Source organism: Streptomyces sp. BBFR51 (genome assembly GCF_044591655.1).
Lineage (GTDB): Bacteria > Actinomycetota > Actinomycetes > Streptomycetales > Streptomycetaceae > Streptomyces.
This window is the reverse complement of the sequence record NZ_CP172448.1, coordinates 7,825,498-7,844,020: the sequence shown is the minus strand read 5'-3', so window position 1 is coordinate 7,844,020 and position 18,523 is coordinate 7,825,498. Positions and strand designations below refer to the sequence as shown.

The window sequence follows — 18,523 nt, the reverse complement described above, 5'->3', positions numbered from 1 at the left end:
CCCGCTCACCCTACCTGCGCGTGAAAAGGATTTCACCCTTTGCCTGAGCGGGAGAGGGCGGGACGGACACCCGCGGGACGCGCCCGCAGCCGGCGACCGCGCCGCGTGAGCCCCCAGGGCTTGAGGAGCGAGATCACCGTCATGAGGACATAGGCGGACAGCGAGACCACCGGTCCGAACAGCACGTCCCCGGCGTCGGGCAGCGAGTCACCGGCGGCCACGGCGGCGACCGCCGAGTTCACCCCGGGGCGCAGCGCGAAGACCGTGGCGGTGGTCGTGGCCAGCGTCAGCCAGAACTTGGTGAACACCCACCGGTGCCGGGCCAGCCCCCAGGACGTGCCCAGGGCCAGCACCAGACCGCTCGCCAGGGTGAGCAGCGCGAGGGGAAGCAGCAGCCAGTCGGCGAACAGCTTCATGCAGCGGACACTGGCCTCCACGGTCACCGGGGAGGCGGTGGTGGCCGCGGTCAGGCCGAGCGCCAGCAGCCCGAGCGTGAGCCCGAGCCAGCAGGCTGCGGCGACGACATGGACGACCAAGAAGGCCCGGCGTGCGGGGCGGCTGAGTTTCACCCCGTCCACGCTGCCGGTCGGCGGCCGCCGGGTCGTCCGGCGACGGGAGTAACCCCGCGTACTGACCCGGGCGTACGCGGCGGGGCGCCTCCGTGCCCCGATCGGAGCAGGCACCGGACGCCCGCGCTGCGCACGCCCCCGGTGCACCCTAGGCTGGGACGTATCTCCACGAAACGCCGCTAGGAGTTCTCATGCGTCTGCCCATCGAACTCAGGCATGTCGCCCCACGCCTGGCCACCGGGGCCTTCATCCTCAACTCCGGTCTGGCCAAGCGCGGGGCCGATGAGCAGACCGCCGCCATGATGCACGGAATGGCGAAGAACACCTATCCGTTCCTCGGCAAACTGCAGCCTTCGACTTTCGTCCGGCTGCTCTCCGCCGGTGAGATCACGCTCGGCGCTGCGCTTCTCCTTCCGGTCGTTCCGACGGCCCTCGCGGGAATCGGCCTGACCGCTTTCTCGGCCGGCCTTGTGGGGCTGTATCTGCGCACCCCCGGAATGCGCGAGGAGGGCAGTCTGCGTCCGACCCAGGAGGGCACGGCCCTCGCGAAGGACACCTGGATGCTCGGCATCGGGATCGGTTTCGTCGTCGACGGAGCCACGAGCAGGTCGTGTTGACCGCACCCCGTCCGGTGCGGCGGCCGCCGCGGTAACGGCACGTTGCCGAGGAATTAACGGGGGGCCACGGAATCCGTAATGCCGGGCGATTGCGGTCCCACCTCGCCGAATTGCGGTCGGATCGGTTCCGGGTCGTACATCGACATCACTATGCTGAAGCCGCTTCGCCGAGTCGGCGGGGCGGCTGCCTACGTGCCCGGGGAGGGGCACCGAACGCGGCCTGTGGGGGGTGCGGAGAAATTCGGGGAATGACGCCGTCATGTCCAGGTGCCGTTTCGCGCGGGCTCATTGTCTCGCCACCCCGGTATCCGTGTGACGAAAGCCGAGGAATTCCCGTGAGACGTACGACCTCCGTCCTGCTGTCCCTGAGCGCCCTGCTGGCGACCTCCGCGCTGGCCGCCCCCGCGGTCACGGCCGCGCCGAACGCCGACCGCCCGGCCGGCGCACCCGCCGGCTGGGAGGCCGTGGACGCCACCGGTCTGGCGCGGCTCACCGGGGACGCGGACGCCCGGCGGGCCCCGCTCGCCGCCGAGGAGCCCGAACTGCTGGCCGTGCAGTCGGTCCGCAACGACCGTTTCGTGGCCACCGAGGTGAACTACGCCGCGCCGAACGCCGGTGTCCAGCGGGCCCGTTCGGCCGAGTTCGGCGGCTCCTGGGAGAGCTACGCCTTCGAGTGGGACGAGGCCACCCAGACCTACGCCCTGCGGTCGCTGGCGAACAACCGCTACGTGGCGGTGGAGAAGAACTACACCGGCAGTGCGCAGAACGTACTGCGCGCCCGCTCCACGAGCGTGGGCGGCTGGGAGCGCTTCGTCCTCTTCTACAACGAGGACCTGGACCGCTATGCGCTCCAGTCCACGCTGAACGGACTCTTCGTCACCATGGAGAACGGCTACACCGGTTCGCTCCAGTACGCGCTGCGCGCCCGCTCCGCCGAGATCACGGGCTCGTGGGAGGAGTTCGTGCTCTGGGACATCGGCGCCTGACGCCCCACCGCGTCCGACCGTCGCGACCCACCGGTGCCCCGCGTAACGCGGGCGCCGGTGGGCGCTTCGCGTCACGGGCCGGACCGCTCGCCCCACTCCTGGTCGGTGAGTGCCAGCAGGGCACCGACGGTGTCCTCGTCCGGCAGGGGCCCGTGGTCCCCCACGACCTTCAGCGCGGAGGCGGCCGTGATGTGGCCGAGGCGCAGGGCGCGGCCGATGTCCGCGCCCCTCCACAGCCCGGCGAGGAATCCGGCGGCGAACGCGTCCCCCGCGCCGACCGGCTCCACGACCTCCGTGGCCAGGGCGGGCACCGTGCACACGCCCTGCTCGGTGAACGCGGTGGCGCCCCGCCCGCCGTCCTTGACGACGAGGATCCGCGGGCGGCTCAGCAGCCGGCGGACGTCCGTGCCGGTCAGATCGGCGCCCCACAGGTCCTGCGCCTCGTCCAGGCCGACGAAGGCGATGTCGGCGCGGTCGGCCAGGTCCCGGAGCACCGTGGCGGCCGTGTCCGGCGGCCACAGCGCGGCACGGTGGTTGACGTCGAAGCTGACGGCGTGGGGGCGTTGCGCCGGCGGCGTGTGAAGCACCCTTTCCACCAGCGCCCGGCAGGACGCGGACAGCGCCGGCGTCACCCCGGTCAGGTGGACGAGGGCGGCCCTGCCGAGCCGTTCGTCGGCCAGGACGTCGGGGCCGAGGGCCGAGGCCGCCGAACCCTTCCGGTAGTAGTGCACGCGGGTCCCCGCGGCGCCCGGGTCCTTCAGCAGCAGGCCGGTCGGCCGGGCGGGGTCGGTGCGCACACCGCAGACGTCCACGCCCGCCTGCGCGACGGCCGCCCGCACCCGGCGGCCGAGCGGGTCGTCACCGAGGGCCGAGAGCCAGGAGACGGGCAGACCCAGGTCCGCGAGGTACATGGCCACGTTCGACTCGGCGCCCGCCACCGACAGGCGCAGGGACTCGGCGCTCTCCAGCGCGTGGGGCGGGGCCGGGGCCACGGCCGCCATGGTCTCCCCGAGGCACACCACTGGTCCCCGCGACGGCCGCCAGGGGCTCGCGCCGCTCATTCCCTCTCCCCCGACGCCTGAACCGAGGTGTCCGGGCGGTAGGCGCACGCCGGACGGCCCGGCACGTCGACCCGGACGGAGAACAGCGCCCCGTCGTCGGGACCAGGTGCGGCGAGTCCCACCCGCGCGGTGGTGATGTGCAGTACGTCGTCCTTCAGGCACAGTCCCGCGGGCCGGCGGGCGGACAGGCGCACCACTCGGTCGGGGCCGCCGTCCCGGCGGTATCTGCGGACCGTGCCCGTGCCCCACAGCGCCACCCACAGGCCGTCCTCCGCGTCGACGGCCATGCCGTCGGGGCTGCCCTCCTCCGGCGTGGCGAAGACCTCGGGCGGGCCGAGGCGCCCGGTGGCCGGGTCCACCGGGTACCGCCGGATCACGCCCCGTGCGCTGTCGGCCAGGTACATGGCACGGCCGTCGGCCGTGAACGCGGGGCCGTTGGGCACGGTGATGCCGTCGAGTACGCGCTCCACGCCTCCGTCGTGGTCGGCGCGGTAGAGCGAACCGGCGCCCTCGGTGGCGTCGTACGCCATGCTGCCCGCCCAGAACCGGCCGGCCGGGTCGGCGGCGGCGTCGTTCATGCGCATGTGGGCCGGGGCGTCGCCGTCCCCCTCGGGCCGGGCCAGCCAGGTCGTCGCTCCGTCGGGGGCGAGCAGGCAGATGCCCGTGCCGGCGGCCGCGACCCAGGTGCCGGGCCGGTCGGCGACGGGCGCCACCGCGCCCAGGGGGCACGGCAGTTCCGCCAGTACCCGCAGCGGCGCGTCGTCCGGTTCGGGGACACCCAGCAGCCGTCCGGAGAGGATGTCGACGAGCACCAGGCCGGCGTCGGTCCACCGGACGCCCTCGCCGAGTTCCAGCCGGTCGGGACGGGGTGAGAGCAGCGCGTCGGTCACGGCCTGGCCTCCCGCACCGCGGCGCGGAAGGCGCGGGCGCGGGCGCGGAGGCCGTCGAGGCTGCCTCCGTCCGCGGCGTCGCCGATCAGCGGGGAGCCGACCCCGACCGCGGTGGCACCGGCCGCCAGGTGGGCGCGGGCGGCCGCCTCGTCGACCCCGCCGACGGGCACGAGGGTCTCGTGCGGGAAGGGGCCGCGCAGGGCCTTGACGTAGGCGGGCCCACCGGCCTGGGCCGCGGGGAAGATCTTCAGCGCGGTGGCGCCGAGCGTGCGTGCCGTGATGATGTCGGTGGGTGTCATGACGCCGGCCAGGACGGGCAGACCCCGCTCGCGGGCCGCCGTGACGCCCTCCCCCAGGCCGGGGGTGACGGCGAAGTCGGCGCCGGCGCGGTGGGCGGCCACGGCGTCGTCGGCGGTGAGGACCGTTCCGGCCCCCAGGGGCCGGCCGGGTCCGAGGGCCGCCCTGGCCCGTTCGATGACCAGGAGGGCGTCCTTGCCGGTCAGCGACACCTCGATGAGCTCCAGGCCCTCCTCGGCCAGGGTCAGTACGGTGCGCAGCGCGGCGTCGGCGTCGTCTCCGCGCACGATGGCGACGAGGCGGTGGGCGGCCAGGGCGGCTCGCAGGTCCACGGGCGGGGCTCCTTCTTGCAGGGTCTTACAGGTCGGTCGGCGCGCAGCGGCATTCGGCGGCCAGGGTAAGTCGCCACCGCACCTCGCCGGAGGGCGGGACCCGGGCGGCGTCGTCGGGGCCCGCCTCAGCGATATCGAACACGCGTCCGAGCATCGGTTCGACGCCGATGCTGCGGTAGGGGCGCCCGGCGGGGAACCCGCCCAGGTTGCGCCAGAGCGCCACGGACCGCGGCTGCGCCCCGCACTCCAGGGCGAGAGCCAGCCGGTCGGTGCCGTCGTGGAGGCAACAGCGGGCGGTGTCCAGGGTCGCGCCGACCGCGGTGCCGTCCCGGGGTCCGAACCGGCCGAGCGGCAGTCCGTGCGGCCGGGGCCAGGAGCCCTCCAGCCACGGGGCGCCCGCCGGCCACGGAGCGTCCAGGAGTGCGGCCGCCTCGGGGAAGAGGCGGGTGCGCGCACCGTCGGGGGCTCTCAGGACGGCGGCCTCGGTGAGGTCGAGCAGGGCGTGTGCCGCCCAGACGAAGCGGAAGCCCGGGTCGGCGGTCAGTACGTAGTCGGCCTCGGCCCCGGTGGGCGTGGTCCGGATCGTGCGGGCCAGGGCGAACCGGTCGCAGCGCACGGTCCGGCTGCCGTCCTCACCGGTGGTCCACGCCCGGGACCAGGCAGCGCCGTGGTCGGGGGTGCCGCGGACGGTGGGAACGCACTCCTCCAGGCCGCCCGCGTCGACGAAGGCGTCCCCCGGCGACACTGTTGCCCGCCCGGGCGCGTGGCGGTGCCACAGCCACTCCCGTCCGCCGGCCTTCAGCGAGGTCCAGCGGCCGCCGTGCGCGGGGTCGGTGGCGACGTGGAGGGACACGGGATCACCACTCCGCGAAGGAGCCGTCGGGCTGCCGCCACACCGGGTTGCGCCACGCGTGGCCTGCGCGGTCGGCGGCGCGTACGGCCTTCTCGTCGACGTCGACGCCGAGGCCGGGCGCGTCGCCGCGGGGCGCGTGGCCGTCGACGAAGCGGAACGGCTCGGTGTCCACGAGGTAGGTCAGCAGGTCGGCGTTCTTGTTGTAGTGGATGCCCCGGCTCTGTTCCTGGATGAGGAAGTTCGGGGTGGCGAAGGCCACCTGGAGGCTGGCGGCGAGGGCGATCGGACCCAGCGGGCAGTGCGGGGCGAGCAGGGCACCGTAGGTCTCGGCGAGGGAGGCGATGCGGTGCACCTCGGAGATGCCGCCGGCGTGGGAGAGGTCCGGCTGGACGACGGCGACGCCGGCGGCGAGGACGGGCAGGAACTCACCGCGGCCGTAGAGCCGTTCGCCGGTGGCGAGCGGAATGTCGGTGGCGTCGGCGAGCCGGACCAGCAGATGGCTCTGCTCCGGGACGACGGGCTCCTCCACGAACAGCGGGTGCAGGGGTGCGAGTTCGGCCAGGACGCGGCGGGAACTGGCGGCGGTGAAGCGGCCGTGGAAGTCGACGGCGACATCGCGGTCAGGTCCGAGGGCCTCCCGTGCGGCGGCCACCCGGGCCACGACGGCCGCGGTCTCGGCCGGGCTCGCCACCGGTGAGACGCGGCCCGCGGCGTTCATCTTCACCGCGGTGAAGCCGGCCTCCACCTGGGCGGCGATCTGCTCGGCGAGCGCGGCGGGTTCGTCGCCGCCCACCCAGGCGTAGACGCGCACCCGGTCGCGCACGGGCCCGCCCAGCAGGGCGTGCACGGGTGCCCCGTAAGTCTTGCCGGCGATGTCCCACAGGGCCTGGTCGAGGCCGGCGACGGCGCTCGACAGGACGGGGCCGCCCCGGTAGAAGCCACCCTTGGTGAGGACCTGCCAGTGGTCCTGGATGCGCAGCGGGTCCTTGCCGACGAGGTGCTCGGCGAGGACGTCTACGGCGGCGCGCACGACTTCGGCGCGGCCCTCGACGACGGGTTCGCCCCAGCCGACCACACCGTCGTCGGTTTCGACGCGGCAGAACAGCCAGCGCGGCGGGACCAGGAAGGTTTCAATGCGGGCGATCTTCACTTAGCGGTGCAGCCTTTCCGTGTCGTCGGTCGCATCCGGTTCGTCGGCGTTGCCGATCCGGTCCTGGTCGCGGTCGGCCTGGTCGAGCAGGGCGCGCATGGCGGCCTCCGCGGCCCGGGAGTCCTGGTCCCGGACGGCGTCCAGGACCGCCCGGTGGGCCGGTACCGGGTCCCCGCTGTGCGGGGAGCTGTGCACGATGCGGTCGCGGTGGGCGAGTCCGGACTCGATCACCATCTCCATGCGTTCGAGGAGTTCGTTGTGGGTGGCGGCGAGCAGGGCGCGGTGGAAGGCGAGGTCGGCGTCGACGGCACGGGCGGGATCGGCGTCCTGCTCCCCCATCGCGGCCAGCGCGGCGTCCAGCGCGTCGAGGTCCTCGTATGTGCGGCGGCCGGCGGCGAGACGGACGGCGGCCGGTTCGATGATGGCGCGCACCTCGGCGAGGTTGCGCAGCAGGGCCTGGTCGGAGCCGGTGGTGCTGCCGCCCTCGAACTGCCAGCGCAGGACGTCGGCGTCGAGCAGGTTCCAGTCGGCGCGGGCGCGGACGAAGGTGCCGCGCTTCTGGCGGGCGTCGACCATGCCCTTGGCGGCCAGCACCTTCAGCGACTCGCGCAGCGCGGTCAGGCTCACGTCCAGCTCGCTCTGGAGCGCGACCAGGTCGAGCGTGGCTCCCTCGGGGATCCGCCCGCCGAGGATGCGGCGGGCGAGGGCTTCCACGGTCTGGCCGTGCACGCCGCGACGGGCGTAGGGCGTCATGTCGTACAGCCTTTCTGCTACGGGATGCTACGGGAACGGGGTTACGCGGAGGCCTTGACGACGCTCCAGCCGCCGTCGACGAGCAGGTGCGATCCGGTGATGTAGGAGGCCTCGTCGGCGCTGAGGAAGGCGATGGCCGCGGCCACCTCCTCGGGGGTGCCGAAGCGCCGTGCGGCGGTCTCGGCGACGCTGCGCTCCCGGTCCGCCGGCGGCACCCTGTCCCAGGCGGCCGTGAGGACGGGGCCGGGCAGTACGGCGTTCACGCGGACCTCCGGTCCGTACTCGACGGCGAGCTGGCCGCACAGGGACAGCAGGGCGCCCTTGGACGCGGCGTAGGCGGGGTGGCCTGGGATGCCTTTGTGGGCGTGGACGGAGGAGGTCAGCACGACCGCGCCGCGCCGCTCGCGCAGGTCGGGCAGGACGGCCCGGAAGCCGAGGAAGGCGCCGGTGAGGTTGACGGACAGCTGCCGTTGCCACGAGTCCAGGGACATGGTGTGGGCGGGGGTGACGTCGACGGTGTAGGCGTTGCTGACGAGGACGTCCACCGGGCCGAAGGCGTGCGCGGCGGCCACGATCCGCGTCCAGTCGTCCTCCGCGGCCACGTCGGCGGTGACGAACCGGGCCCGGCCGCCGTCCTCGGCGATCCGCTCGGCGACGGCGGCGCCGCGTTCCCCGTCGACGTCGGCGAGGACTACGGCGGCGCCCTCGCGGGCGAGGCGTGCGGCCGTGGCGGCGCCGATGCCGGAAGCCGCGCCGGTGATCACGGCCGTGCGGCCGGTGAAGCGGGCGGCCGCCGCTGCGGGTGCGTCCATCGTGGGTTCTCCTCCTTCGCGCCGGCGCGGCGGCCGGCGGTCGTCGGCCGTGCCGGCAAACATATGCGCCCTCACTCCTGCCGCCGGGTCAGCACGACCAGTTCTGCGTCGTGGCCGGCGCTCCAGGTGAACGGCAGTCCGTGGTGGAGCAGATGCGCGCCGCTGTACGTGGTGTCCGTGGCCCGGTCGTGGTAGCGGGCGGCCGGGTCCAGGCCGCGCAGCCGCAGCCGCTCGGGACGCCCGGGCAGCAGCGGGGCTCCGTCCAGGAGCCCGGTGCTCAGGGCGGCGACCACGGTGCGCCGGCCGTCCGCCGCGTCGAACTGCACTCCGCAGGTCGCGTCGTGCGGGGTGTTCAGGAGGCGGGCCTCGCCGTGGTGGACGACCTCGCGCACGTCCTTGTAGCGGGCGATCCACCTCGCGGCCTCGGCGCGCCGGTCCGGTGTCCAGGCGCGCAGGTCGGCGCCGATGCCGAGGACACCGCACATGGCGCTGACGAAGCGGAAGGCGAGGCTGCGCGGGCGGGGGTCGAAGATGCCGGGCGCGTCGGTGACCCAGGAGCTCATGACGTGCGGGGCGTGGGCGTGCAGGAAGCCGTACTGGACGGAGAGCCGGTCCAGCGGGGCGGTGTTGTCGCTGGGCCAGACCACGTCGGTCCTGGCCAGGGTGGCGTGCTCGATCCGTGCCCCGCCGCCTGCGCAGCCCTCGACGGTGACGTCCGGGTGGGCGGTGCGCAGGTGGTCCAGGACGCGCAGGTAGCCGGCGACGTGCCGGGCGTCCAGGTCGAGGTGGTCGGCGGGGTGCGGGCCGGGTCGGCCGCGTTCGGTGGGCGGCCGGTTCATGTCCCACTTGAGGTAGCCGATGTCGTGGGCGTGGAGCAGCCGGTCCAGGGTGGCGATCACGAAGTCCTGGACGTCGGTGCGGCCGAGGTCGAGCAGCAGCTGGTTGCGGACCAGCCGGGCGGGGCGGCCCTCGATCCGGTAGACCCAGTCGGGATGTTCGGTGTGCAGCCGGCTGCCGGGGCTGACGGCCTCGGGCTCGACCCACAGGCCGAAGTCCATGCCCAGCGCCCGCACCTGGGCGACGAACCGGTCGAAGCCGTCCGGGAACGCCTCGGGGTCCGGGTACCAGTCGCCCAGTCCGCCGGTGTCGTCGGCCCGTCCGGTGAACCAGCCGTCGTCCACGACGAACAGTTCGGCGCCGATGTCCGCGGCCGCCTTCGCCAGTTCCAGTTGGCCGGCGGCGTCGACGTCGAAGCCGGTGGCCTCCCAGGAGTTGTAGAGCACCTTGCGGGGGCGGTGCAGCCGCTCGCCGGCGAGGCGGCGTTCGTAGCGGTGCCAGAGGCGGGAGAGTCCGTCGAGTCCGTCGGCGCTGAACGCGCAGGCCAGGCGCGGGGTGGTGAGGCTCTCGCCGGGCGCCAGGAACACCGCGCCCTCGTGCGGGACGCGTCCGGCCCGTACCCGCGGGCTCGCGCCGGGTTCCGCCTCGGCGGTGATGTGCCAGTTGCCCGGCCACTGGAGGGCGATGCCGTACGCGGCCGGCCCGTCCTGCCCCTGTACGGCGAGCCAGGGCACGTGGGCGTGGCCGGGCACGCCTTGGCCGCTGCCGATGGTGAAGGTGCCCCGCGTCAGTTCGAGCCGGGTGTGCTGGAACTCCTGCGACCACTGTCCGGTGAGGTGGGTGAGCAGAGCGGGGCCGGTGACGGGGATGTTCACGGCGGCCGAGTCGAAGCGGTCCAGGCGCAGTTCGCCCGCGGCCGTGCTGGTCAGTTCGGTCCACCGCAGGAGGACGTCGGTGCCGGGGACGGTCTCGTAGCACAGGACGGTGCGCAGCCCGAGAACGTCGTCGGTGAAGGTGAGGCGCAGGGTGCACGCACCTTCGCCGGTACCTGCGTCCGCCTGGGTCCCGACGCCCTCCTCGGCACCGGCGAAGTCCCACCACACGCCGCGTTCCGTGCCGGGGCGGGACGCGACGAGGTCGGCGCCGTTGAACGGGCGCAGTCCGTACGGGATGTACTCGGCGGGTGCGGTGTCGGCCGGCGTGATGAAGTGGGTGCGCCGGGTCAGGTCCAGGGCGGACGGGCCGTCCTCGACGCCCAGGGGTCCCCAGGCGTCGAGTTCGGCCCACGGTCCCTCGGGGGAGAGCCGGACCGTGTAGCTGGTGTGTTCGGTGCGCAGGGTCCAGCGCGGGTACGGGGTCACGTCACCGCTCACTTGACGGCTCACTTCACCGCTCCGAGGTTGAGGCCGGCCACGAAGTGCCGCTGGAACCGCAGGAACACGGCCACCGTGGGTGCGGCGGCGATGACGGAACCGGCGGCGATCACGTTCCACATCGACACGTACTGCCCCTGGAGGCCGATGAGGGCCGCGGTGATCGGCATCTTGGTGTCGCTGCGCAGGACGGTGATCGCCCAGAGCAGGTCGTTGAAGATCCAGGTGAAGGAGAGGGCGCTGAGCGCGGCGAGGGCGGGACGGGCCAGCGGCAGGATGATCCGCCAGAAGACCTGCCAGGGCCCGGCGCCGTCGACGACCGCCGCCTGCTGGATCTCCGGCGGGATGGCCCGCATGAACCCGTGCAGGACGAAGACGTAGAAGCCGACGCCGAAGCCGATCTGGACGCCGATGAGGGCGGGCAGGGTGTCGTAGACGCCCATCAGCTCGCTGAGTTTGGACACCGGGATGAGCAGGATCTGCGGGGGCAGCAGATTGCCGCCGAGCATCAGCAGCAACAGCGAGCGGCGCAGCGGGATCTCGTAGCGGCTGAGGGCGAAGGCCGCCATGGCCGACAGGGCGAGCGTGACCAGCACGCACGGCACGGTCACCAGCAGGCTGTTGATGAGGGCGCGCTGCTGGCCGCCGTCGGACCATGCCTGGGAGAAGTTGCCGAGGGTGAAGGAGCGGGGCCAACTGCCCAGGCCGTGCGCGGCGATGTCGTCGAAGGTGCGCAGGCTGGTCACCAGGACGAGCGCGATGGGCAGAAGCCACAGCAGCGCCAGGGCGCCGGCGCTCAGATGGAAGCCGGCGGTCGCGGCCCGGCGACGGCGGAGCGCGGCGGAGGTACGGGCGGCGGAGGTACGCGCGTCGGGGGTACGGGCGGCTGGGGTGCGGGCGGCTGGGGTGCGCACGGTCGCCATCAGTCGGCCTCCCGGAAGGCGCGGACGAGGTAGGAGGCGATGACGCCGAAGGCCAGCACGAAGATGACGACGGCCAGGGCGGAGCCGTAGCCGAGACGCAGGGACTGGAAGGCGGTGGAGTACATGTAGGTGCTCAGCAGCTCGGACGAGTGGTAGGGGCCGCCGCGGGTCAGCGACCAGACGACGTCGAAGGAACGCAGCGAGTCGATGACGATGACGGACAGGACGACGGCGTTGACGCCCCGCAGCTGGGGCAGGGTGACGTGCCGCAGGCGCTGCCAGGGGCTCGCCCCGTCGACCTTGGCGGCCTCGTACAGCGCCGGGTCGATGCCTTTGAGGCCGGCGAGGTAGAGCACCATCACGTAGCCGATCTGCCGCCACAGGGCGGGCACGATGACGGCGTACAGGGCGGTGTCACGGTCGGCGAGCCAGGCGTGGCGCAGGCTGCCGAGGCCGACCGATTCCAGGGTGTGGTTGAGGACGCCGTCGGGCTGGTAGATCGCCTGCCAGACGAGGGCGGTGGCGACTAGGGAGAAGACGACCGGCAGGAACAGGGCGGCCCGGTAGAAGCCGACGCCGCGCCGCTCCTGCTGGAGCAGCAGCGCGGCGGCGAGGCCGAGCAGGGCGGACAGGCCGCCGAAGAGCACCAGCCACAGCACCGTGTGCCAGGTGGCGCTGCGGAAGACCTCGTCGTGGGCCATCTCGCGGAAGTTGTCGAGGCCGACGAAGGTCGGGGCCGAGACGCCGTCCCAGTCGGTGAGGGCGAGGTAGAAGCCCTGGAGCGCGGGCCAGAACACCCACACGGCCTCGGCAAGCAGGGGGACGAGGAGGAAGGCGAGGACCAGCGGGGGTGTGCGGCGCGGTCCCCGGGCCCGGCCGCCGCGGGGCGGCACGGGGGTCCGGGATTTGCGGTCGGGGGCGGTCAGGACGGTCACGTCACGCCCGCCAGATCTTCTCGGCCTCACGCTGCCAGGTGGTGAGGACGGAGTCGACGGACTTGGGCTCGGCGATGAACCGGGTCAGGGCGGTGTCCGCGGCGGGCTGCATGGCGTCGCTGGAGTCGCGGTTGAAGAACTGGGTGATCTCGGCCGCTCCCTCGATGTGTTCGCGGCCCTTCTGCACGAGCGGGGTGCCCGCGTCGGCGGCGTCGGGGTGGCAGGGCAGTGCGGTGCCCGAGGAGCCCTTGACGTAGATCTCCTGTGCCTCGGCGGTCGCCAGGTAGCGCAGGACGTCGAGCACGTCGTCGCGTTTGCCGGTGCGGGCGCTGGCGAAGTAGCCGTCGGTGGGGGCCTCTTCGGCGAGCGGCACCTCGGGGTCGATGACCGGGAAGCGGAAGAAGTCGATGTCCTCCAGCGCGTCCTTGGGCGCGGCGTCGGCGAAGAAGGTGCCGATGAGCATCGTGCCGGTGCGGCCGTTGAGCAGGGAGGTGGTGGCGTCCTGGAAGGCGACGGCGGTGCCGTCGGGGTCGAAGTAGGGCAGGATCTCCCGCCAGCGGTCGAAGACCTTGTGCACCTGGGGGTCGTCGAAGCGGTGCTTTCCGGCGAGGAGTTCGCGGTGGTAGTCGGCGCCGTTGATGCGGATGTCGAGGTAGTCGAACCAGGCCGAGGCCACCCAGGCGGTGTTGCCGCCGGCTCCCAGCCCGATGGGGTCGACGCCCTTGCCCTTGAGCGTGTCGCACAGGTCGAGGAAGTCGTCCCAGGTCTCGGGCTCGTCGACGCCCCACTTGGCGAAGTTGGACTTGCGGTAGAACATGCCCCACCAGTAGTAGGTGGTGGGGACGAAGACCTTCTTGCCGGAGCTCGCGGTGCACAGCGTGTTCAGCGCCTTGGAGTAGCCCTTGAGGTCGGGCGACTCCCACACCTCGCCGAGGTCGAGGAGCAGGTCCTTCTCCGCGTACGCGTCGGCCACCGAGCCGGGGTACCAGGTGTAGACGTCCGGGGGGTTGGCCGAGGTGAGGTAGGTCGGCAGCTGGGTGCGGAACGTCTCCGCCGCGACGGTGTTCAGACTGACGCCGCCCGACCCCTTCTCGCCGTAGGCGGCGACCAGGTCCTCCATCGCGGCCTTGGCCTGCGGGGCGGACAGGTTGGACTGGAGGGTCACGGCGCCGCCGGACGAGCTCTTGCCGCTGGAACCGGAGGTCACGCAGCCGCTGAGCAGGGCCGCGCTCCCGGCGGCGCCGACACCGGCGAGGAATCCGCGTCGGCTGGGCTGATGGATCGTCATGGAGTGCTCCTACGGGTCCACGGGGACGGGGCGGCCTTGCGCGGCCGGGCCCCGCCCCGGCGGATCCAGATTCGCGTGGCACGCTCGCCACGTCAAGGATAATTACTAATTTATTCGAACCGCGTCAGGTGAACGTGCCCGTCCACCCCCCGGTACACGGCGTCGACGGCTCCGTCCGGGCCGGCCACGGCGCCGGGGGCGCCCTCGAGGGCGGCGCTCGGGAACTCGGGTCGCTTGGTCCAGCCCTGCCAGGCCCCGTCCTGGAACCGCTGCTGCCAGAGCGTGTAGTCACCGGCCCGCGCGTAGAGGGCCACGGTGTCCCCCACGGCGACCAGCGTCGGGCTCCCGCTGACCGTCCCGCCGAGCGAACTCCACCCCGACCACTCCCCCGACGTCTGCCGCGTGCGGGTCCAGACGTCGTCCGCCGAGGTGCGCACGGCCACGTGGACCCGGCCCTGCGCGTCGATCACGGCGGAGGGCCTCCCGTACGTGGGCCGGTCCCCGGGTGCGCCGAACGACGTCCAGCCGGCCGAGGGTCCGCGCCGCACGATCCGGCCGTCGGCGCCGCGCGCGAAGAGCGTCCAGTGGTCCGGGCCCCCGAACGCGACGGAGGGCGCGTCGGTCAACCGCCCGCCCAGGTCCTGCCAGCGCCCCCAGTGCCCGTCGTCGAACACCCTGCGGTACGCGCGGGAGTCGGCGCCGCGCACGAAGACGTCGACGCGGCCGCCCGCGGAGGCGTAGGCGGCCGGCTGGCCGAGGATCCCGCCCCGGACGGGGCCGCCGAGGCTCCGTACGGCCGGCCTGCCCTCCCCCTGCGTCCGGGCCACGAGCGTGCCGCCCGGACCGCGCACGAAGACGGTGAGGCCGGCCGCGTCGCGCACCACGGCCGGGCTCGCGGTGGCCCGCTGCCCCAGGTCGGCGCCGGGCAGGGCGTCCTCGCCGCTCAGCTTCAGCAGGGCGGTGCCGTGCGCGGGGACCTCGACCGTGTAGGACCCGGTGTGCGTGCCCCGGTCGGCGCGGGCCCGCAGGTCGCGCACGGCCACCGCGCCGCCGAGGCCGGCGTCGGAGAAGTCCACGGTGCGCCGCGCCGGCTCGTCGGACCGGTTCAGCAGGACGACCGCGCGCCGTCCCCGGCCGCTGAGCACCTTGCTGTACACGTCGCCGGTGGCATCGGCCCGGACCCGGACGCCCTGGACGGCCAGCGGATCCTGGTTCACGGCGATGATCTCGGGGTTGCGCAGCGTCCGGAGCATCGAGTCGGACAGGGTGCGCGGGTCGGTGCCCAGCACCAGCGGCGAGGCCATCTCCGCCCACATGACGAACTGGGTGGTGGACTCCTCCTGGGTCAGCTCCGGCGTGCCGTCCGCCATGCGGCGCATCGGGATGAGGTAGTCGGGGTCGTTGTAGTGGCCCGGTCCCTGCGCCTCGGGGTGCCAGGCGTTGGCGTCCATGTTGCGCAGCACGTTGGCCCACTGCCCCGGGCTGGGGGTGCCCCAGGCGATGTCCGTGCCGGTGCGCCAGGAGTCGGCGGTCGTCGGGGCATAGGTGTAGGTGTTGTGGGCGTCCTGCTCGGGGGTGTGCGGCAGGCCCCAGTCGTCGGTCAGCGGGTTGCAGAGGTTGAGCAGCATCTTCCGACCGGACTTGGCGACCGCGTCGGCGAACTCCTTGAAGGCGGGGCCCGGTTCGAGCTTCGCCCCGATCCCGCACAGGAAGTCGACCTTGATCGCGTCGACCTTCCAGCGGGCGAACTGCCGGGCGTCCTGCTCGTAGTGGCCCCTGCTGCCCAGACCGCAGCTCTTGCCGCCGTCGTAGGCGCCGGCGTCGGTGTAGATGCCCGCCTTCAGGCCGCGCTCGTGGAGGTAGGTCACCAGCGCGGGGACGCCGGAGGGGAAGCGTTCCGGGTGTGCGACCAACCGCCCTTGTGCGTCACGGGGGTTGTCGGCCTGCCAGCCGCCGTCGAGCCAGACGATGTCGTAGCCGCTGTCGCGCAGCCCACTGCCGACCAGCCGGTCGGCGACCGATCGCACCTCCTTCTCGGTGGGGGCGCCGAGCCCGTAGTAGGTGTTCCAGCCCATGTAGGGCGTCGGCGCGAGTCCGCTGTCGTAGTAGTCGGGCGCTCCCTGGTCGACGCTCGCGCCGGTGGCGGGAGCCGCCGTCGCCCAGGGGGCGCCGGTGGCGGTCAGGGCCAGGGCGAGCGCGGTGGTGAGGAGCGCGGGTGGGTGTGCTCTCACGTGTCTCTCCGGGATCGGGAAACAGGGGGACGGCGAAGACTGTGGCCCGCCCGCGGAACGCTGTCAATGATTATTACTAATTTATCCAGAGGGCTGTCACGAGGGGCTCGAAAGGCGCCCGTCAACCCCAAATATTGCGTTTTGCCCCTTTCCACATGGTGACCCGGGTGGAGGACATCCACGTGCGACGAGGTGAGAAACATGCTGGTGCTGGGTCTCCTGCTCATGGCGGGCGCCGCCGCCTTCGCAGGCCTGTTGATCGCGTACAACCTGTCCGGCGGGCCGGACTACACCGTGACCCTGCTGGGGAGCGATCCATTCACGATCAGCACGCTCGGGGCGTTTCTCGGCGGTATCGCCCTGACTCTGATCTTCGGCCTGGGCATGTGGATGCTCATGGCCGGGACGGTGCTGGCACGCCACCGCGGCAAGAAGCGCCGCGGCGAGCGGGAGACCGCCAAGCGGGCCTCCGCGGAGCGTGACGAACTGGCCGGGCGCCTGGAGGGCCACCCGGGCAGCAGCACGGACACCGGGGGCGAGACCGCCGGACACCGCCGCCCCGCCGGACACCGGCCACGGCTGCGGTTGCACGGCCACCACTGACCGGGACGACGACCAGGGCCGACCGGGCCGGCTCACCGCCGGACCGGTCGGCCCCGGCGCCCGGATCGGGGCGGCCCCGGGGTGCTCAGGTCGATTACTGGCCCATTCGTCAAAGCCTGAGCACTAATTGCACACATCCTCTCTACATACCGGCCGCGATGGTCTAGATTGACCGTGCTTCAGATGTTCGGACATGAGGCGACCATTGATGATCTGGGGATGATCAATTCAAGGAGCCCGGAAGGGGCCTTGGGTGCGGGGAGCATCCGAGGTTTCGACGGGTTCTCGCGCACCTCAAGAGCCTGGCAGGACATGCGGGTCCGCTGCCGCCAGGGTGGGTTGTTCAAGTAGCGCCGAAACAACCGGGATGTCGCGTGCGGGAGGCGGGGGCCTCCCGAGGGGAGGGGCAGCGCGGTGCGGGAGGCGGGGGCCTCCCAAGGGGAGGGGCAGTGTTAGGCGAACACGTCGAACCACTGGGGACCTGGGGGGTTCTGTGCGGCAAGGGGGATTGGTCAGCCCGTTTCCGTCCGCGGGCGGGCGACTGGCGAACGGGGAGATCAGCCGGACCGAGACCGACTGGGAGCAGCGGTACCGCCGTACCGTGATCACCAGCGATACGGTGACCACCGCTTTCGTGGTGGCGGGTATCGGCAATTTCTTCGGCGTCCGGGACGCCGCCAACTGGCACGAGAAATGGGGCATTCTCGCATTCGGCACCGAGGTGCTGGTGCTGGGAGCGCTCGCGGTGAGCCGGTCGTGGGCTCCGGCGGTTCTCGGCCAGGGTGCCGAGGAATTCCGCCGGCTCGGCCGTTCCCTGTTCATGGCCACCGTCGTGCTGGCGCTCGGCGGAATCGCCCTCACCTCGCGCAACATCAAACTCTGGATCTTCGTCGCCGTTCCCGCGATCGCGATCGTCACCATGATCGCGCGGTATTGGCTGCGCATCCGGCTGCACCGGCAGCGGAAGGCGGGACGGTGCCTGAGACCGGTGCTCGCCGCCGGGAGCCCGGCCACCGTCAGCGATCTCATCGCCCGGACCCGAAGATTCCCGCACCTCGGCTGGCGGGTGGACGCGGTGTGCACGACGGACGGTCCCGGACTCCACGGCGACCAACTGGACGGCGTACCGGTGGTCGGCCCACTGGCGGACGTCGCCGACCACGTCCACCGCGACGGCTACCGCGTCGTCGCGGTGACACCGGACCCGCACTGGTCACCGCACCGGCTGCAGCGGCTGGCCTGGAACCTCGAAGGCAGCGACGCCGAGATGGTCGTGGCCCCCGTACTGATGGAGGTGGCCGGACCGCGGCTGCACGTCGACGCGGTGCTCGGGATCCCGCTGCTGCGGGTCAGCATGCCGGCCTTCACCGGGGGCCGCCGCGCGGTCAAGGGAGTCGTGGACCGGGTGGGCGCGGCCCTTCTGCTGGTGGTGTTCGCGCCGCTGATGGCGCTCGTCGCCCTGCTCGTCCTGGTGGACAGCCGGGGCGGGGTCTTCTACCGCCAGCGCAGGGTCGGCAAGGACGGCCGCGAGTTCACCATCGTCAAGTTCCGCACCATGGTCGCCGGCGCCGACGGGGCACGTGCCGCGCTGGCCGACCGCAACGAGGGCGCGGGCCTGCTGTTCAAGCTCCGCCGGGATCCGCGGGTGACGCGGCTGGGAGCGGTGCTGCGCCGGTACTCGGTCGACGAGCTCCCGCAGCTCTTCAACGTGCTCACCGGCTCGATGTCGCTGGTCGGTCCGCGGCCCCCGCTGCCGGAGGAGTCCGCCGCGTACGGCCCGGACATCCGGCGGCGGCTGCTGGTCAAGCCCGGACTCACCGGCCTGTGGCAGATCAGCGGACGCAGCGACCTGCCGTGGGAGGAGGCGGTGCGCCTCGACCTGCGGTACGTGGAGGACTGGTCGCTCGCCCTGGACACAGTGATCTTGTGGAAGACGCTGCGTGCGGTGGTCCACGGGCAGGGGGCCTACTGATGCGCGGGCGTCGTCGTGGGGACGCGCGGACGGCAGGCCGC

At 72.9% G+C, this 18,523-nt stretch carries 17 protein-coding genes; 4 read left to right on the top strand and 13 right to left on the bottom strand.

Annotated features, from left to right (window positions below):
• Window positions 1–32 precede the first annotated feature (32 nt).
• Window positions 33–569, bottom strand: coding sequence for a DUF2269 family protein (locus ACGH7X_RS35580; protein ID WP_399893531.1), 537 nt, complete (start codon window positions 567–569; stop codon window positions 33–35).
• 191 nt (window positions 570–760) lie between these two features.
• Here ACGH7X_RS35580 and ACGH7X_RS35575 point away from each other — a divergent pair, with 191 nt between their 5' ends.
• Together ACGH7X_RS35575 and ACGH7X_RS35570 are read left to right on the top strand one after the other, a co-directional pair.
• Window positions 761–1,186 carry a hypothetical protein gene (locus ACGH7X_RS35575; protein WP_399893529.1) on the top strand — a complete coding sequence of 142 codons (426 nt, stop codon included), beginning with the start codon at window positions 761–763 and terminating at the stop codon, window positions 1,184–1,186.
• Between the two features lie 335 nt (window positions 1,187–1,521).
• Window positions 1,522–2,172: a fascin domain-containing protein gene (locus ACGH7X_RS35570; protein WP_399893526.1), complete on the top strand. Its 651-nt coding sequence runs from the start codon at window positions 1,522–1,524 to the stop codon at window positions 2,170–2,172.
• A gap of 71 nt (window positions 2,173–2,243) precedes the next feature.
• Here the strand turns inward: ACGH7X_RS35570 and ACGH7X_RS35565 are convergent, their stop codons facing one another.
• The 12 genes from ACGH7X_RS35565 to ACGH7X_RS35510 form a co-directional block, all read right to left on the bottom strand.
• Window positions 2,244–3,233, bottom strand: a complete 990-nt coding sequence (locus ACGH7X_RS35565; protein ID WP_399893524.1) for a sugar kinase — start codon at window positions 3,231–3,233, stop codon at window positions 2,244–2,246.
• Window positions 3,230–4,123 (bottom strand): SMP-30/gluconolactonase/LRE family protein, encoded by an 894-nt coding sequence (locus ACGH7X_RS35560; RefSeq protein WP_399893521.1) that lies wholly within the window; start codon window positions 4,121–4,123, stop codon window positions 3,230–3,232. The genes ACGH7X_RS35565 and ACGH7X_RS35560 overlap by 4 nt, the downstream gene beginning before the upstream one ends.
• Entirely contained in the window at window positions 4,120–4,752 is a 633-nt protein-coding gene (locus ACGH7X_RS35555) for a bifunctional 4-hydroxy-2-oxoglutarate aldolase/2-dehydro-3-deoxy-phosphogluconate aldolase (RefSeq protein WP_399893518.1), read from the bottom strand. The genes ACGH7X_RS35560 and ACGH7X_RS35555 overlap by 4 nt, the downstream gene beginning before the upstream one ends.
• Window positions 4,753–4,777: 25 nt before the next feature.
• Window positions 4,778–5,605, bottom strand: coding sequence for a hypothetical protein (locus ACGH7X_RS35550; protein WP_399893516.1), 828 nt, complete (start codon window positions 5,603–5,605; stop codon window positions 4,778–4,780).
• A gap of 4 nt (window positions 5,606–5,609) precedes the next feature.
• Window positions 5,610–6,755 (bottom strand): galactonate dehydratase, encoded by a 1,146-nt coding sequence (gene dgoD / locus ACGH7X_RS35545; RefSeq protein ID WP_399893513.1) that lies wholly within the window; start codon window positions 6,753–6,755, stop codon window positions 5,610–5,612.
• A complete protein-coding gene (locus ACGH7X_RS35540; RefSeq protein WP_399893510.1) occupies window positions 6,756–7,508 on the bottom strand; it encodes a FadR/GntR family transcriptional regulator in 753 nt (250 codons plus the stop codon).
• A gap of 41 nt (window positions 7,509–7,549) precedes the next feature.
• The gene (locus tag ACGH7X_RS35535) at window positions 7,550–8,320 is read right to left on the bottom strand and encodes an SDR family NAD(P)-dependent oxidoreductase (protein ID WP_399893508.1); all 771 of its coding nucleotides are present in this window, start codon (window positions 8,318–8,320) and stop codon (window positions 7,550–7,552) included.
• Window positions 8,321–8,391: 71 nt separating this feature from the next.
• A complete protein-coding gene (locus ACGH7X_RS35530; protein WP_399897569.1) occupies window positions 8,392–10,518 on the bottom strand; it encodes an alpha-galactosidase in 2,127 nt (708 codons plus the stop codon).
• A 20-nt stretch (window positions 10,519–10,538) separates the two neighbouring features.
• Window positions 10,539–11,453, bottom strand: coding sequence for a carbohydrate ABC transporter permease (locus ACGH7X_RS35525; protein ID WP_399893505.1), 915 nt, complete (start codon window positions 11,451–11,453; stop codon window positions 10,539–10,541).
• Complete coding sequence (locus ACGH7X_RS35520; protein WP_399893502.1) at window positions 11,453–12,388, bottom strand: carbohydrate ABC transporter permease; 936 nt, start codon at window positions 12,386–12,388, stop codon at window positions 11,453–11,455. The genes ACGH7X_RS35525 and ACGH7X_RS35520 overlap by 1 nt, the downstream gene beginning before the upstream one ends.
• A 1-nt stretch (window position 12,389) precedes the next feature.
• Entirely contained in the window at window positions 12,390–13,676 is a 1,287-nt protein-coding gene (locus ACGH7X_RS35515) for an ABC transporter substrate-binding protein (protein ID WP_399893499.1), read from the bottom strand.
• A gap of 110 nt (window positions 13,677–13,786) precedes the next feature.
• Window positions 13,787–15,907 (bottom strand): glycoside hydrolase family 27 protein, encoded by a 2,121-nt coding sequence (locus ACGH7X_RS35510; RefSeq protein WP_399893496.1) that lies wholly within the window; start codon window positions 15,905–15,907, stop codon window positions 13,787–13,789.
• A gap of 201 nt (window positions 15,908–16,108) precedes the next feature.
• Between ACGH7X_RS35510 and ACGH7X_RS35505 the strand changes: the two genes are divergently transcribed.
• Window positions 16,109–16,510: a hypothetical protein gene (locus tag ACGH7X_RS35505; RefSeq protein WP_399893493.1), complete on the top strand. Its 402-nt coding sequence runs from the start codon at window positions 16,109–16,111 to the stop codon at window positions 16,508–16,510.
• Between the two features lie 493 nt (window positions 16,511–17,003).
• Window positions 17,004–18,482, top strand: coding sequence for a sugar transferase (locus ACGH7X_RS35500; RefSeq protein ID WP_399893491.1), 1,479 nt, complete (start codon window positions 17,004–17,006; stop codon window positions 18,480–18,482).
• The last annotated feature ends 41 nt before the right edge of the window (window positions 18,483–18,523 follow it).

Coding starts and splice junctions, on each gene's coding strand:
- ACGH7X_RS35575 (WP_399893529.1), top strand. CDS start 761: ATGCGTCTGCCCATCGAACTCAGGCATGTCGCCCCACGCCTGGCCACC.
- ACGH7X_RS35565 (WP_399893524.1), bottom strand. CDS start 3,233: ATGAGCGGCGCGAGCCCCTGGCGGCCGTCGCGGGGACCAGTGGTGTGC.
- ACGH7X_RS35540 (WP_399893510.1), bottom strand. CDS start 7,508: ATGACGCCCTACGCCCGTCGCGGCGTGCACGGCCAGACCGTGGAAGCC.
- ACGH7X_RS35535 (WP_399893508.1), bottom strand. CDS start 8,320: ATGGACGCACCCGCAGCGGCGGCCGCCCGCTTCACCGGCCGCACGGCC.
- ACGH7X_RS35525 (WP_399893505.1), bottom strand. CDS start 11,453: ATGGCGACCGTGCGCACCCCAGCCGCCCGCACCCCAGCCGCCCGTACC.
- ACGH7X_RS35515 (WP_399893499.1), bottom strand. CDS start 13,676: ATGACGATCCATCAGCCCAGCCGACGCGGATTCCTCGCCGGTGTCGGC.
- ACGH7X_RS35505 (WP_399893493.1), top strand. CDS start 16,109: ATGCTGGTGCTGGGTCTCCTGCTCATGGCGGGCGCCGCCGCCTTCGCA.